This window comes from Hoylesella loescheii DSM 19665 = JCM 12249 = ATCC 15930 (assembly GCF_000378085.1).
In the GTDB taxonomy this organism is placed as follows: Bacteria; Bacteroidota; Bacteroidia; order Bacteroidales; family Bacteroidaceae; genus Prevotella; species Prevotella loescheii.
Window position 1 is genome coordinate 47,972 of the sequence record NZ_KB899217.1, and the last position, 16,103, is coordinate 64,074.

11 protein-coding genes are annotated in these 16,103 nt (G+C 46.7%); 10 read left to right on the forward strand and 1 reads right to left on the reverse strand.

Annotated elements, in window-relative coordinates:
* Positions 1-19 precede the first annotated feature (19 nt).
* From F453_RS0109195 to F453_RS0109210, 4 genes are all read left to right on the forward strand, one after another.
* Positions 20-1,750, forward strand: a complete 1,731-nt coding sequence (locus F453_RS0109195) for a DUF262 domain-containing protein (protein WP_018967760.1) — start codon at positions 20-22, stop codon at positions 1,748-1,750.
* A complete protein-coding gene (locus tag F453_RS0109200; RefSeq protein ID WP_018967761.1) occupies positions 1,740-3,488 on the forward strand; it encodes a DUF262 domain-containing protein in 1,749 nt (582 codons plus the stop codon). The genes F453_RS0109195 and F453_RS0109200 overlap by 11 nt, the downstream gene beginning before the upstream one ends.
* 124 nt (positions 3,489-3,612) lie before the next feature.
* Positions 3,613-5,262 carry an ATP-binding protein gene (locus F453_RS0109205; RefSeq protein WP_018967762.1) on the forward strand — a complete coding sequence of 550 codons (1,650 nt, stop codon included), beginning with the start codon at positions 3,613-3,615 and terminating at the stop codon, positions 5,260-5,262.
* A gap of 207 nt (positions 5,263-5,469) precedes the next feature.
* A complete protein-coding gene (locus F453_RS0109210) occupies positions 5,470-6,042 on the forward strand; it encodes a metallophosphatase domain-containing protein (protein ID WP_018967763.1) in 573 nt (190 codons plus the stop codon).
* A 118-nt stretch (positions 6,043-6,160) separates the two neighbouring features.
* Here F453_RS0109210 and F453_RS0109215 read toward each other — a convergent pair whose 3' ends face one another.
* On the reverse strand, positions 6,161-6,934 hold the full coding sequence (locus F453_RS0109215; protein WP_244869419.1) for an amidohydrolase: 774 nt from the start codon (positions 6,932-6,934) through the stop codon (positions 6,161-6,163).
* Positions 6,935-7,549: 615 nt separating this feature from the next.
* Here F453_RS0109215 and F453_RS0109220 point away from each other — a divergent pair.
* The 6 genes from F453_RS0109220 (at position 7,550) to F453_RS0109245 (ending at position 16,018) form a co-directional block, all read left to right on the forward strand.
* On the forward strand, positions 7,550-8,545 hold the full coding sequence (locus tag F453_RS0109220) for an AAA family ATPase (protein WP_009236183.1): 996 nt from the start codon (positions 7,550-7,552) through the stop codon (positions 8,543-8,545).
* Positions 8,546-9,424: a DUF58 domain-containing protein gene (locus tag F453_RS0109225; protein ID WP_018967765.1), complete on the forward strand. Its 879-nt coding sequence runs from the start codon at positions 8,546-8,548 to the stop codon at positions 9,422-9,424.
* Positions 9,421-10,500, forward strand: coding sequence for a hypothetical protein (locus F453_RS0109230; protein ID WP_018967766.1), 1,080 nt, complete (start codon positions 9,421-9,423; stop codon positions 10,498-10,500). The genes F453_RS0109225 and F453_RS0109230 overlap by 4 nt, the downstream gene beginning before the upstream one ends.
* A gap of 25 nt (positions 10,501-10,525) precedes the next feature.
* Positions 10,526-11,524, forward strand: coding sequence for a vWA domain-containing protein (locus F453_RS0109235; protein WP_018967767.1), 999 nt, complete (start codon positions 10,526-10,528; stop codon positions 11,522-11,524).
* A 213-nt stretch (positions 11,525-11,737) separates the two neighbouring features.
* Positions 11,738-13,402 carry a VWA domain-containing protein gene (locus tag F453_RS0109240; protein ID WP_018967768.1) on the forward strand — a complete coding sequence of 555 codons (1,665 nt, stop codon included), beginning with the start codon at positions 11,738-11,740 and terminating at the stop codon, positions 13,400-13,402.
* A gap of 42 nt (positions 13,403-13,444) precedes the next feature.
* Positions 13,445-16,018 carry a BatD family protein gene (locus F453_RS0109245; protein WP_018967769.1) on the forward strand — a complete coding sequence of 858 codons (2,574 nt, stop codon included), beginning with the start codon at positions 13,445-13,447 and terminating at the stop codon, positions 16,016-16,018.
* The last annotated feature ends 85 nt before the right edge of the window (positions 16,019-16,103 follow it).

Here is a 16,103-nt window from a genome sequence, read left to right on the forward strand (position 1 = left end):
ATTTTTAAACATTAATAATATGGTTAACATTGATTCAAACCTGAGAGACTTTATAATAAAAAAGTTTCCCGACAGGACAGTAAAAGGCAAACATCACGATCATAGTTGGCAATCAAGCCGCTGGCTATACGTCACGACCGTTCTAACAACAGAAGAAAAAATCCATTATGAATATCTTGGAGGTAAAAACGGCTGTGTTGAACTTCACCTTGAGGGTAAATATCTAGAAGAAGAATACCGCGACTTCAGGCGTAAACTATATGAGAAGACACGGCAAGACCCGAGGTTGCGTTGGAAAACACCTCAAGGTAGAAATCTTCGCGCGTGTGAAATTAACTTCCAAATAAACAATAGGGAAGATGTAATCGACGCATTTAAGCAGATGATGGACATCTTCGATCCCCTAATAGAAGAAGCGAGCAGAAAGCACAAGGAACAATATGACACAAAACCGTACGAAGGAGAAGTTAGTTTAAACGAGAACTTAAAAAACGAACAAGTCTGTATGTTAGGATGCAGCCTTGGACAACTTATCTCCAATTCATTGATAATTCCCGATTATCAACGCAATTACTGTTGGGAAGACAAAGAGATAACGGCATTATGGAATAGTTTAAAAGAGATTCCCAAAGAGGGGAAAAAGTATCATTTGGGAACAATTATTCTTCAAAAGCTTGACGAAAACAAGTACGCCGTAATTGACGGACAGCAACGCCTCGTAACTTTGGCACTCGTCCTAAAGGAGCTGAACTACAAAGGTCCTATCCCACTACTAGGACAAACGTTCCGTTCAAAAGAGTCGGACAAACATGTCTCTAACTGCAAATGGCTCATCAAACAATTAAAAGCAGCCGGGTTTGCAGGTGATCTTTGGCATCGCATTCTTTACAACCTGAACTTTTCTGTGCTGATACTTACTGAAAGTAGATTAGACCTGGCATACACATTCTTCTCTAACGAGAACTCCAAGGGGGTCCCTCTCTCCGACTTCGATATTCTAAAAGCACACCACCTCCGTTATATTCACATCGAAGAACAAGCTGAGCACATGGCGATGAGATGGAACAAGATGATGAGTGACAATAAGGAACAACTCAACAAGAGTATTGCCAAACATCTGTTCCGCATGAGAAAATGGATTAGAAAAAGGTATTACAACCCAAATGCCAAGCGAATCGTAAAAGACGAGTTCTCTGCTTCGCCCATCATTCCCGAGATACCACCTTTCGGCGAAAGTTTCAATTTCAATGAAAAGATACAGGGCGGCACACACTTCTTTGCTTACATCGAGTTCTTTGTCAATAAGTACGAGCATTTTTCCTCGCTACGCCAGGTTAAAGAACTGCAAGATAAATTGCAAAGGGAGTCGCATTGGAAGTACGCAGACGTAATAGAAACGTTGCTTTTCGCCTATTATCTCAAATTTGGAGACCAATACTTAACGGATGCATTGTTCTGCATTGCATCGGTTATAGCACAACATAGATACCAAACCAACCGTGCCATGACGTATAAAATCCAAGAATACGCGATGAACTCTGAAATTGTGATGATGATAGAACAAGCCACTTCGCCTACGTTCTTCTTGGCCGAATGCCTACAAACAGCAAAAGTAAGCGGCAAGACATTAAACGATGAGAATATAAAAAAGCGATTTTATCATCAACTCAAAGAGCTATTCGAGCAACTTTCAGATGAGCTAACAGAACCTACAATTACAAAAAAATACAATTATGAATATGAACACTAACAGATATACCCCAGCTATAATAACAGCAGAGAATTACACTTTCTCCATCCCTCTTTACCAACGCCTTTTCGCATGGGGAGAAGAACAAGTGAACGGACTTCTTTACGATTTGAAAAAACATTTTGAAAAGGAAGGCGAAGTGCCCTACTACCTTGGAATGCTTTCGTGTATTGAAAATGAGGGAAGATACGACCTTATTGATGGGCAACAAAGGTTTACACTGATGATGCTCTTAGGCATTACCTTCCAAAAAGAAGGCAACGGATGGGACAAATTCCTAGCAGGGGGAAACCGTTTAACCTTTAAAGCTCGTTCAAAGGACACTGAATACATCAAGTCTTTAATACATAAAAGTTCGTTTGTTGCTGAAAAGAACAAGCAGATGAATTGTGGAATACAGGCTATTCGCAACTTCATGGACAAAGAATTTGAAGATGAAACTACACGCGAAACCTTTGCTCAAAGGGTTTACAACCATCTATCGTTCTTCTTTTCTGAGTTGCCAAAAGAATATGCACAGCATCCTGAGTCTTTAAATAAATACTTCGAGGCAATGAACAACAGTGGGAAAGGCCTGGAACAACACGAGATTTTGAAAGTGGACTTAATGCGAGGAGAAGAAAATCAAATGTACTTAACGAAGATATGGAATCTTGTTTCAGAAATGAACAGGCCAATAATCAGGTACTCAGAAAACACAACCGAAAACGAATACCGTAACGCGTACATCGCTGCCATCGGTTCTTGCAGAAATGGCCGATATGAAGATGCTCTATCACAATGTGAAGAACTTACAGATAAAAAATCGGATAGAACATTAGAAAGCATTGTGGCTGAAAGACATGAATTTGCAAGAATAGTGGGTCATAGCGAAAGGAGCATCCTCTCTTTCCCCGACTTTCTTAGACTTAACTTTGCTATATTCAACAAGGTTGAGGCATCATATAACTTCTATCGTGAAGAATTACTTCGTATTTTCAAAACAGATTCTATAGCAAACAAGCAGAATTTCTATCATCAGCTGCTCTTTACAAGGTTGCTAATAGACTATTACTTCATATATAAAGAAGGAAACGAAACTATTACAAGATATAATTTGCTCTTTAATGCAGGTGAGCAAAAAGAAGCGTTAACCCAATATCAGTCGATGCTCTATGTTTCGACCACATTCTATAGTTGGATGAGACCAATACTTCAAGAACTCATAAACTCGCCCATAGAAAAAACAGACAAGCTTCTTGATTTGCTAAAAGTAACTGACAATGGCCTGCATCCTATGCCCACCAATACAGAAGACCTGTCATATGGGAAAGTAGACCGCTATTATTTCTGGCGACTTGACTATTATCTTTGGGAAAATAGAGATGCTTACTTCGAGCATGAAGAAGATAGAATGATTGTGAAAGACTATGTGTTTAAAGCCAACCGTTCTATCGAACATGTACATCCTCAAAACCAAGACCACAATAGCGAATGGGGAGAAGACGCAGTTAATTCCTTTGGAAACCTTGCTTTGATTTCACAAAGTTTCAATTCGCAACAAAGCAATGATTCTGTCAATATTAAGTTTGCAAGAATTGAAGACCAAGCAGACAATGCAAAACTAGAAAGCATTAAAATGTATCGGATATATTTAGATGCCAAAAGGACTCCCGAAGGATGGGATGAAAAAGCAAGAGAAAAGCACGAAGAAGATATGTACAACTTACTGAAAAAGTCGTACAGCATGGAAGAATAAATCCTAAGAAACGTTTTGAAAGTCACATTTTATCTCTATCCACCCACATTCCCCAAGGCTGTGCCCCAATTCGGCACAGCCTTACTCTAAATTTGCACCATCAATCAATATAAAAGAAAAAAAGATGGAAGCAAAGAAAGAAATGAAGGACATGAACCTGCTTGAAGCAATGGAGCACATTGTGGCATTGGCAAAGGGATCGGAACTAAGTGACGAGTTTTATAACAAGGCCGACGAATATATCTGTTTCATCGCCGATAAGTTACAATTGAGCAAAGAACAGAGTGTGATGCTGTCGCTTTTCGTCGACAACAGCGACAGCAGAAACATACTTGCAAGCGACATTGCAGAGTTTCTGCAATGCACAACCATCCAAATTATCAAGTGCATGAACGATGTAGACGAACTTGTTCGCCGCGAGTACATCCTCAAACGAGAAGATGAGCGACAACTCTCTTTCCGTGTCCCCATAGATGTTATCGAGTCGCTTAGGAACAACGAGGCGTTTGTAGTGAAGGCCAAGACCAACCTTTCTGCTTCTGAGCTGATGATGGAACTAGAAACCATCTTCGAGAAGAGAGGAAACAAAGAATTATCATACGAGCAAACCGCCAGTAAAACAAAATGCCTACTGGAGAACAACGTGGACCTAGCGTTCTCGAGAAAGCTGCGGGAATATGCCCTAAACGAGGAAGACCAAACGTTGCTCATTCTCTTTTGTCATCTATTTGCAAACAACAACGACGATGAAATAAGATTTCACGACATCGAGTTTCTCTTCCCAAAAAGGCAATGGAACAGAATTAAATGCATGCTTAACGCAAAATGCCACACCTTACAATACTTGCAGCTGATAGAATATGGGAATGACAACGGGCTGGCAGACCGAGAAACATTCCGCCTTACCAGAGAGGCCAAGCGCGAACTGCTAAGCGAGTTGAACCTCTCCAGCATGTCTCAAGCCTGCAAAGGCATGATAAAATCGAAAGACATTGTTGCCAAACAACTGTTCTACGAGAACGACACCCAACAGCAGATTGCCGAACTGGAAGACCTACTCGATGAAAATCGCTATCAGCAGATACACAGCAGGATGAAGGAGGCAGGCTTTCGTTGTGGCTTTACTTGCCTTTTCTACGGTGCGCCTGGCGTTGGCAAAACAGAAACCGTGTTGCAGCTGGCACGTAAAACGGGGCGCAACATCATCCAAGTGAATGTAGAACAGATTAAGAGCATGTGGGTGGGCGAGAGCGAGAAGAACATCAAAGCTCTTTTCGACAACTACCGCAACCAGGTGGAAAGCCAATCGCTAGCTCCCATCTTGCTCTTCAACGAGGCCGATGCTGTTATTGGCATGCGCCATAAAGGTGCCGAACGGGCAACAGACAAGATGGAGAACGCGTTGCAGAACATTATCCTTCAAGAGATGGAAAGGATTGACGGCATACTTATTGCCACAACAAATCTGGTGCAAAACTTCGACAAGGCTTTCGAGCGTCGCTTTCTTTATAAGGTGAAGTTCAACGCCCCTTCCATCCAAACGCGCCGCCATATTTGGCAGTCGATTATGCCCGAAATAAGCGAAGAAACGGCTAGTTGGCTAGCCAGTCATTACAACTTGTCGGGCGGACAAATAGAGAACGTGGCGCGCAGGTACGCCATCAACACCATTCTCTATGGCCAGCCAGCAGAAGAACTGCCCACGCTCTGCAAATGCAGTGAGAACGAAAGCAAAGAAACTTATGGCACTTCGCAGATTGGATTCAGCAAATAAATTGCTTGAGGAGTTAGGTCGTTGTTCTGAGAAGTTAAGGAGTTAAGGAGTTAAGCCAAATGCCTAGTTGCAGAGTAGTAAACATTCTTTTCAGCTCACTAACTTCTTAAATCCTAAAACCATTAACTCGTTAACTGCCCATACCTCCAAGCGACAAAGCATTTGGCTTAACTCCTTAGCTCCTCTACCCCCTTAACTCCTCACAATATGACCATCCTACAAATCTCCGACACCCACAATCGCCACGGCCTATTGCAAAACATGCCAATGGCAGACGTACTGATTCATTGCGGAGACTTCACTGACAGAGGCACGGAAGCAGAGACGTTGAACTTCCTTAACTGGTTCATCGCCCTACCCCATCCGCACAAACTCTTCGTAACAGGCAATCACGACCTCTGCCTTTGGGATGCCGAGGACATAGACGACCTACCCCCAAACGTGCTATTTCTTCAAGACAAGGCATGCGGAATAGAGGGTGTAAAGTTTTTCGGACTAGGCTACAACCATTCCGAAATACTTATACCCAACGACGTTGACGTACTGATTACCCACGAACCACCGATGATGATACGCGACAAGTCTAACGGAACACATTGGGGTAACCTGCCACTCCGCAATCGCGTAATGGAAGTTAAGCCCAAGTTCCACCTCTTCGGCCACGCCCACGAGTCGTATGGCACAGACGTATTTGGCAATACCGTGTTCTCCAACGGCGCAGTGTTAGACGACCAATACCGCCTAGTCAACGCCCCCGCACTGCTTACACTCGAAACATAAACAAAGACTGGCTAGTTGACAAGTTAACAAGTTGGCAAATTGACCAAGACGTTATCGTCTTGCAACAAAGCATTTGGCTTAACTCCTTAACTCCATAACTCCTTAACTCCTCTACCCTTTACAATATAAACACATCCCCATCCTTCATCACAGGGAACGTGTGGCGCAATTCTTCCAGCCCCTCAAGAGAGAGCGAGGCGCTTGCCACACCCATCTCGTTTTCGCGACATTCGGCCAGCGTTTGACCTTGTGGGTCTAGCGCAAAAGTCCCTCCGCTGTAAGCATTGGCAGGGTCGTTGCCCACGCGATTCACACCCAACACAAAGCATTGGTTCTCAATGGCACGCGCCCTAAGCAACGTTTGCCATGCAAAAAGGCGCGACGTGGGCCAGTTGGCCACATATATGGCAACATCGTAATCGCCGCGGTTACGACTAAACACAGGGAAACGCAGGTCGTAACACACCTGCAAAAGAAACCGCAGACCACCATAACGAACCACAACGCGATCTTCACCCTTGGTGTAAAGCCTGTCTTCGCGCGCGTATGTAAAAAGGTGTCGCTTGTCGTAATGCCATGTCGTGCCGTCGGGCGTAACGAAATAAAAGCGATTACGTCGCCTTCCGTCCACTTCCACCGCCACACTTCCTGCCACGGCACAGCCCCTACGCCTAGCCACATCCACCATCCAACGATGCACTTGCCCCTCGGTGGGTTCAGTTACAAGGTCCTCGCCCACCATAAAACCAGTGGCAAACATCTCGGGCAACACAAAAAGTTGTGCCTCGGGATGCTCGTCCATCAACCTTTCCACTCGCAACAGATTCTCTTCCCTATCACCCCAAGCGATGTCGGTTTGCAATAACGCTATTTCCATTGTTTCTTTCCTCATGCTTTGTTTCAACCGCAAAGCTAACATTTTTCAACCGAAACACCAAACGAAAAGCACATAACCCACCCCCGATTTCATTCCAAAAACATTCGGCGAAGGCCACTCCATTCGTCAAATAAAACGCTGTTTCAATACCACTTAATAAAATAAGGTCAAACATTCCTCACACAAAGGCATGGAAAATGCCTTATGCAGGTGCCAGCACAACAAAGCTCACCACGCCCTTCTCTCCTTAAGGAAATATCAAAAATAAAGCTTCTTTTAGTCAGATGTTTTGACATCTTTACGCTACAAGCCTTTTGTAGTGTGACTACAAACAAGCTGTAGTGCCACTACAAACGAATTGTAGCCACGCTACAAAAGGCTTGTACTCGCCCTACAAAGGCTTTTGTACTCACCCTACAAACGCATTGGTACTCGCTTACTGCTATGTAAATATTTCACATTATGCATTTCTTCGTCTTCTTACTTCTAAATTTCCCTTTACGCGTTAATTGTTCTTGACTTATGCAAAATCCACGCGTTATTTAATATTATTTAGATACCAACATGATGAAATATGTTATTAAAGTTGTACTTTTGCCATAAATTAATACTTTAGAAAAGTAATACATTATGGCAGAATCTTTAGACATCCGTGAATTAAACCAACTTATCGAGCAACAAAGCGCATTTATCACTAACCTGACTACAGGTATGAACCGTGTAATCGTGGGGCAAAAGCACCTCATCGATTCGTTGCTCATTTCCTTGCTTAGCGACGGACACATCCTTTTAGAAGGTGTTCCTGGACTGGCAAAGACTCTTGCAATTAAGACTTTGGCGCAACTTGTAGACGCCGATTACAGCCGCATACAGTTCACCCCCGACCTCTTGCCGGCCGACGTGATAGGTACGCTCGTATATTCGCAAAAGGAAGAGAACTTCCAAGTAAAGAAAGGACCCGTGTTTGCCAACTTCGTGCTGGCCGACGAAATAAACCGCGCACCCGCAAAGGTGCAAAGTGCACTGCTCGAAGCCATGCAAGAACATCAGGTAACTATTGGCGAGAACACCTTCCCCTTGCCTAAACCTTTCCTTGTGATGGCCACCCAAAACCCCATTGAGCAAGAAGGAACTTACCAACTGCCTGAGGCACAGGTAGACCGTTTTATGCTAAAGGTGGTTATCGACTATCCCACGCTTGAGGAAGAAAAGCTCATCATACGCGAAAACATACACGGCGGACTGCCACAGGTACAACCCGTAACTACGGCCAACGACATCATGAAGGCCCGTGGTGTGGTTAACCAGGTGTATATCGACGAAAAGATTGAACAATACATCGCCGACATCGTTTTCGCTTCTCGCTATCCCGAACGCTATCAGCTTGCCGACCTCAAGCCGCTCATCAACTATGGCGGTTCGCCACGTGCCAGCATCAACCTCGCTAAGGCAGCAAGGGCTTACGCCTTCATCAAGCACCGCGGCTATGTAGTGCCCGAAGACGTGCGCGCAGTGGTTCACGACGTAATGATACACCGCATCGGACTCTCTTACGAAGCAGAAGCCAGCAACGTATCAAGCGAAGAAATCATCAGCAAGATTATTAATAAGGTGGAGGTTCCTTAAATGGATGCGCTCGAACTGTTTAAACAGGTACGGAAAATAGAAATAAAAACCCGGGGATTAAGCAGTAATATCTTCGCGGGGCAATACCACTCGGCCTTCAAAGGACGAGGTATGGCCTTTTCGGAGGTGCGCGAATACCAGGTTGGCGACGACGTGCGCGACATCGATTGGAACGTAACGGCCCGCTTCCGCCGACCTTTCGTCAAGGTGTTCGAAGAAGAACGCGAACTCACCGTGATGCTACTCATCGACGTGAGTGGTTCGCTCGACTTCGGAACAACAGAACGCACCAAACGACAAATGGCCACAGAGATGGCCGCCATCTTGGCATTTAGTGCCATACAAAACAACGACAAGATTGGCGTCATCTTCTTTTCCGACCGCATTGAGAAATACATCCCTCCTAAAAAGGGACGCAAACACATACTGTACATCATCCACGAGATGCTCGACTTCAAGCCCGAAAGCAAACGCACAAACGTTGCTGCGGCCATCGAATATCTCACAAGGGTGATGAAACGCAGGTGCATCGCATTCGTGGTGAGCGACTTCTACGCCGAAAACAGCTTCCAAAAAGAGCTGCAAATAGCCAATTCGAAACACGATGTCGTGGCTATTCAGGTGTACGACCAACGCGCCAAGACCCTACCCAACGTGGGGTTGATGAAGGTAAAGGATGCCGAAACAGGACACGAGATGTTCATCGACACGGCCAGCGCCAAACTAAGGCGGGCGCATACCGAGTATTGGCTCGAAAGAATGAACACCCTTAAAACCACGTTCGCACAAAGCAACGTAGACTGGGTGTCGGTAGCCACCAACGAAGACTATGTTAAAGCAATGATGCTTTTATTCATGCAAAGAGGACAAAACAGATGATTAAACGACACATAACGCTGCTTATTGTCGCGCTCTTGGTACTAGCCGCCAAGGCTCAGGTGTCCGTTGAACAGAAAATAGACTCGTTCGCCATCTACATCGGACAGCAAACGGCCTTGCGGGTAAGCGTAACGGCACCGAAAGGACAAGCCGTGGTGTTCCCCAATTTCACACCGTCGCAAGAACTGGTGCCAGGTATTGAGGTGCTGCATGCCGACGAGGAGGAAACCGCCGAGCTAGACAATGGCATGCAAAAGACCACGAAAAGCTACACACTCACCTCGTTCGACGAGAAGCTATACTCGCTACCCGGACTGAAAGTGAAGGTGAACAACAAGGAATACGAGGCTAACATCTTGGCCCTTAAAGTGGTTACGATGGACGTAGACACGTTGCATCCCAACCAGTTCTTCCCCCCGAAAGACGTACAAAACAACCCGTTCTCGTGGACCGAAGAGCCTTGGGCGTCCATTTTCTACCTTAGCGTGCTGATGTTGCTGCTCGCCGCACTCGGTGTCTACCTCCTTGTGAGGCTCAAACAAAACAAGCCGGTTATCACCCGCATACGTATTGTGAAGAAAATACTGCCCCACCAGAAAGCCATGACGGCCATCGAGCGCATAAAAGCTGAGAAGATGACCGCGTCGGAAAACCAGAAGGAGTATTACACTCAACTAACCGACGCCCTGAGGCAATATATCAACGAGCGTTTTGGCTTTAACGCCATGGAAATGACTAGTGCCGAGATCATCGAACACCTGAACGCCAACGGCAATCAGGAAATGATGAACGAGCTGAAGGAGATCTTCCAGACCGCCGACTTGGTGAAATTCGCCAAGTATGCCACGCTGATCAATGAGAACGACCTCAACTTGGTGAACGCCATCGAGTTCATCGACAAGACCAAGATTGAAAACCAACCCGACACGGAACGCATCGTACCCGAGCTAACCGAGGCCGACAAGCGAACCAAACAAACGCGCGTGGTGCTCAAAACAGTGATTTGGGCCATCGCCGTATGCGTAGTAGCCATCATGGTTTACATCGTGTATAGCCTCTACGACGTGCTGGGTTAACAAACCTTCAAGGATAAATACCATTATGGAATTTGCAAACAAAGAATATTTCCTGCTGCTTGCGCTCCTAGTGCCTTATATATTTTGGTACTTCATCTATAAGAAAAGGGGCGAGCCCACCTTGCGCATGAGCGACACCAGGGCATACCGCTACGCACCAAAAAGCTGGCGAACGCGACTGATGAACTTGCCCGTGCTACTTAGGTGCGCCACTTTTGTGCTGGCTGTCATCATCTTGGCCCGTCCGCAGACATACACCTCGTGGGGCAACAAGCAAGTAGAGGGTATCGACATCATGCTAGCCATGGACGTTTCTACGTCAATGCTGGCCGAAGACCTCACGCCTAACCGTATGGAAGCTGCCAAAGAGGTGGCTGCGGAGTTTATTGCCGACAGACCAAACGACAACATCGGACTCACAATCTTTGCTGGAGAGGCGTTCACCCAGTGTCCAATGACCACCGATCACACGTCTTTGCTCAACATGTTGCAGACCGTCAGGACCGACATTGCAGCCAAAGGGCTCATCCAAGACGGTACGGCTATCGGCATGGGACTCGCCAACGCCGTGTCGCGACTTAAAGACAGCAAGGCCAAAAGCAAGGTGGTGATACTGCTTACTGATGGTTCGAACAACATGGGAGACCTCTCGCCAATGACCAGCGCTAACATCGCCAAGAGCCTAGGCATAAGGGTGTACACCATTGGTGTGGGAACTAACAAGGTTGCTCGTTACCCTATGCCCGTAGCGGGAGGCGTACAATACGTCAATATGCCTGTGGAAATAGATACCAAGGTGCTGAAAGACATTGCAGCCAGCACCGACGGAAACTTCTATCGTGCAACAAACAACCAAGAGTTGAAGCAGATTTACAAGGACATCGACAAATTGGAGAAGTCGAAGATGAGTGTAAAGAAGTTCTCTAAGCTCTACGAGGCCTACCAGCCTTTTGCCATTTTGGCCATCATTACACTGCTTACCGAGATCTTGTTGCGCACCACCGTGCTCAGACGAATACCTTAAAGATAGGCGAAAGAGTGGAAGAGTAAAAAGGTGAAAGAGTGAAAAGGTGAAATAATGGCTTCGCTTAAAGCCTGGCCAACTCGTTAACTTGTCAACTTGTGAACATGCAAACTTCTGAACTTGCGACCTTGTCAACTCGTCAACTTGTGAACTTGTAAACTCACCTACTTGCAACCTTGTCAACAGACAAAAACCATTTTAATTGGAAAAGAAATGTTTAGATTCGAAGACCCTATATACCTATGGTTGCTGCTGCTAGTGCCGGCGTTGGCATTGGTAGTCCTTTTGGGCCACCGCAAAAAAAGAAAGCAGCTTAAAGCCTTTGGCGACCCCGAACAGCTTAAAGACCTCATGCCCGATGTTTCCACATATCGCCCGTGGGTGAAGTTGGGCTTAGCCATCACTGCCTTCGCCCTTTTGGTGGTGATGCTGGCACGTCCACAGATGGGTACGAAGATAACCCACGACAAGCGAAACGGCATCGAGGCTGTTATCGCCGTAGACATCAGCAACTCGATGATGGCACAAGACGTGGTGCCTTCACGTTTAGAGAAAAGCAAACTACTCATCGAGAATCTCGTGGATCACTTTACACACGACCGCATCGGATTGGTGGTGTTCGCAGGAGATGCCTTTGTGCAATTACCCATTACCACCGACTACGTTTCAGCTAAAATGTTCTTGCAAAACATCGACCCCGCTCTCATCGCCACACAAGGTACTGACATCGCCAAGGCCATTAACCTTTCAATGCGTAGCTTTAGCCAACAAAAAGGCATTGGCAAAGCGGTTATCGTGATTACCGATGGCGAAGACCACGAAGGAGGTGCACTCGAAGCGGCCAAAGCTGCCAACGAGCGAGGCATTCGCGTGTTTATCCTAGGCATCGGTAGCACCAAGGGTTCGCCCATTCCTTTGGCCGAAGGTGGCTATCTAGCCGACCGCAGCGGACAGACGGTGCTCACCGCGCTAAACGAAAGCATGTGTAAACAAATTGCACAAGCCGGAAATGGCACCTACATCCACGTAGATAACACCAACGATGCCCAAGAAAAGCTGAACAACGAATTGGCTAAACTGCAACGTGCAGACACACAAGCCGTGATATATAGCGAGTATGGCGAGCAATTCCAAGCAGTGTGTATCATCGTTATCATCTTGCTCATTGCCGAAATACTGATGCTTGACATCAAAAATCCAAAGCTACGCAACATCCAACTCTTTGGTTCGAAGAAGGCTGCAACCATGTTATTGCTGCTCATCGTGCCCACATTGGCCTTCGCACAAAACGACAGGCACTTCATTCGAACGGGAAACAAGCTCTATCGCGACCAAAACTACCCCAAGGCCGAAGTGGAATATCGCAAGGCTATTTCACAAAACGGCAGCAATCCACACGCCGTTTACAACCTGGGATGTGCGCTGATGATGCAGCAAAAAGACTCGGCAGCTATCGTGCAGCTAGAAAACGCGGGCAAGATGGAAACCAACAAAACACGTAAGGCTATGGCCTACCACAACATTGGCACCATCTGTCAAAGGCATCAACTATACGGTGATGCCATCAAAGCCTACGAAGAAGCCTTGCGCAACAATCCCAACGACAACGAAACACGTTACAACCTTGCCCTATGCAAAAGGTTGAACAAGAACAACAAGGACCAACAGAAGCAACAACAAAAACAAGAACAAAAACAAGAACAGCAAAAAGAGCAAAAAGAGAAAGAAAAGCAACAGCCCAAACCTAAGGAGCAAATGAGCAAGGAAAATGCCGAACAGTTGCTCAACGCTACCATTCAAGATGAAAAAGCCACACAGCAAAGGCTGAAAAAGGCTATGCAACAGCCGTCGAGAAGAACGGTTGAAAAGAATTGGTAACGACATTGGTAACCTCACTCACCCAACAAAACAATTGGTTCTATGAAGCGAATGAAAAGACATATCCTACTGATGGTGGCCTTGGCCTACGCCATGCTCGGGGTAGCACAACGCCTAACGGTGTCAGCTCCCTCGAAAGTGGCCGCCGGAGAGAACTTCCGAATAGCCTATACCATCAACACACAAGACGTGGCGGACTTCAAGGCGGGTAACATCCCTTCTGCTATCGAGGTGATAGCAGGCCCTTATACCTCGTCGCAATCGAGCTACCAAATGACGAACGGACACACAAGCTCCAGCTCGTCAATAACATACACCTACACACTTTACGCCACAAAAAATGGCACTTACACCATTTCACCGGCTAAGGCAGTGGTACATGGTAAGACGATTACGTCGCCCGCACTTAAGATTAACGTAGTAGGAACGGCCAAGCCCACAGCTAGCGGAGCGCCAAAGATGCACGATTACAGCAACGACGAGGATGCCGTGCGGGCTGCCGGCAGCAAAATATCGGGTAACGACCTGTTTATTAAGGTGAGCGCAAGCAAAAGAAGGGTTCGCGAACAAGAACCCGTGCTACTCTCTTACAAGGTGTACAGCCTCGTAGAGCTAACCCAACTCAACGGTAAGATGCCCGACCTCAACGGCTTTCACACCCAAGAGGTAAAGCTACCCACGCAAAAAAGCTTCCATTTGGAAAGACTTAACGGCAAAAACTACAAGTGCGTTACGTGGAGCCAATATGTGATGTATCCGCAGATGAGCGGCGAACTGAAAATACCCAGCATCAAGTTCGATGGCATTGTGGTGCAAAGAAACCGCAGTGTAGACCCCTTCGAGGCCATCTTCAATGGTGGCTCTGGCTATGTTGAACTAAAAAAGGAGATCGAAGCACCAGGCCTTACCTTACAAGTAGACCCATTACCCACACGCCCTGAAAACTTCTCGGGCGGCGTGGGCAACTTCACCATTTCGGCGCAGCTCAACAAGAAAGAAGCCAAAACAGGCGAACCGCTCAACCTACGCATTGTGGTTAGCGGCTCGGGAAACCTCAAACTGCTCAAGGCACCTATCGTAAACTTCCCCAAAAGTTTCGATAAGTACGATGTGAAGGTAACCGATAAGACCCACCTTACCACCAACGGTATTGAGGGAAACATGATTTACGACTTCCTTGCCGTGCCGCAGCAGATTGGGAAATACGACATTCCGCCCACAGAGTTCGTGTTCTACGACACCAAGAAACAGCAATACCGCACCATTCGCACCCAACGCTTCAGCTTGAAAATAGAAAAGGGCACGGGTACGAGTTCTGAAATGAGTAAGTTTGAAGAAGAACAGAACAAAGACATACGCCCCATCATGCAAGGTCCTGCCGTAATGATGAAGGCAAAACGCATGTTCTTCACTTCGGCCTTGTGGTTCATACTGCTATTCGTTATCGTTGCCGTTACCGTGGCAATCTTTGTCGTACTTCGTCAAAGACAAGAAATCTATTCCGACTCGCGTCGACTTCGCGGTTCGAAAGCCAACAAGGTGGCCACACGCCGTCTGAAACTCGCAGGCAAACTGATGGAAGAGTGTCGCCAGAACGAATTCTACGACGAGGTGCTACATGCCCTTTGGGGATATGTTAGCGACAAGTTAGGTATCTCGGCAGAACAGTTAACGCGCCAGAATATCGCCGAAACGCTGAACCGTAGAATGGTAAATGCCGAAACGGTAGACAGCTTTATCGCCGCTATCGACGAATGCGAGTACGAACGATATGCACCAGGCGACTCGCAAGGTAACATGAGTAAGACCTACGACATGGCCGTCAAGGCTATTATGGACATTGAAGCCACTATGAAATCGAACAAGAAAGCCTCCGCCCTTGTGCTGCTCGCATTGGCAATGAGCACATTGCCTTTGGCCACAAACGCAGCCACCAAGACCTCGGCCGACCAAGAATACAAGCGCGGAAACTATCCGCAAGCCATCGCCGACTATAAGTCGTTGCTGAAAAAAACGCCCTCGGCCGAGGTGTATTACAACCTGGGCAATGCTTATTTCCGCTCGGATAGCATTCCACAGGCCATCTTGGCTTACGAAAGAGCCGCACTTATCAATCCCGGAAACAGCTATATCAGGTTTAACCTGCAATTCGCGCGGGGCAAAACCATCGACAAGGTGGCCGAACCCGATGAGATGTTCTTCATCAGTTGGTTTCGTTCTGCGGCCAATTTGGCCACGGTAGACGGATGGGCCACTATGGTCTTGTTCTCGGCGGCATTGCTTGGCTGCTGCATCCTGCTGTATTTCTTTAGTTCGCGCATACTCGTTCGCAAGGTAGGCTTTGGCTGCGCAATAGCCTTTGCCATACTTTTCGTACTGTCTAACATCTTTGCCCTGTACCAAAAAGATGCGCTTATCAGTAAGGAAGGGGCAATCATCATGGCGCCAGCAGCCAACCTTAAAAAGACCCCCATACGTTCGGGAGCCGATGAAGCGGTGCTGCACGAAGGCACAAGGGTAGACATTGCCGACCGCTCCATTAAAGGTTGGCTCGGTGTTAAGCTTGCCGACGGTCGCGAAGGATGGATTGAAGAAAACACGGTGGAAGAGATATAAGGCTATAACAAGTCGCCTAACAAAACTCCGCAACACCGAACCCAACATCTCGCAAAGCACGATTTGTTGTGCCACATACACCTTA

What these genes read in the sequence shown, in the direction of transcription:
- F453_RS0109200 (WP_018967761.1), top strand. Translation starts at nt 1,740, where the DNA reads ATGAACACTAACAGATATACCCCAGCTATAATAACAGCAGAGAATTAC.
- F453_RS0109230 (WP_018967766.1), top strand. Translation starts at nt 9,421, where the DNA reads ATGATTAAACGACACATAACGCTGCTTATTGTCGCGCTCTTGGTACTA.
- F453_RS0109235 (WP_018967767.1), top strand. Translation starts at nt 10,526, where the DNA reads ATGGAATTTGCAAACAAAGAATATTTCCTGCTGCTTGCGCTCCTAGTG.
- F453_RS0109240 (WP_018967768.1), top strand. Translation starts at nt 11,738, where the DNA reads ATGTTTAGATTCGAAGACCCTATATACCTATGGTTGCTGCTGCTAGTG.
- F453_RS0109245 (WP_018967769.1), top strand. Translation starts at nt 13,445, where the DNA reads ATGAAGCGAATGAAAAGACATATCCTACTGATGGTGGCCTTGGCCTAC.
- F453_RS0109205 (WP_018967762.1), top strand. Translation starts at nt 3,613, where the DNA reads ATGGAAGCAAAGAAAGAAATGAAGGACATGAACCTGCTTGAAGCAATG.
- F453_RS0109210 (WP_018967763.1), top strand. Translation starts at nt 5,470, where the DNA reads ATGACCATCCTACAAATCTCCGACACCCACAATCGCCACGGCCTATTG.
- F453_RS0109195 (WP_018967760.1), top strand. Translation starts at nt 20, where the DNA reads ATGGTTAACATTGATTCAAACCTGAGAGACTTTATAATAAAAAAGTTT.
- F453_RS0109225 (WP_018967765.1), top strand. Translation starts at nt 8,546, where the DNA reads ATGGATGCGCTCGAACTGTTTAAACAGGTACGGAAAATAGAAATAAAA.
- F453_RS0109220 (WP_009236183.1), top strand. Translation starts at nt 7,550, where the DNA reads ATGGCAGAATCTTTAGACATCCGTGAATTAAACCAACTTATCGAGCAA.
- F453_RS0109215 (WP_244869419.1), bottom strand. Translation starts at nt 6,934, where the DNA reads ATGAGGAAAGAAACAATGGAAATAGCGTTATTGCAAACCGACATCGCT.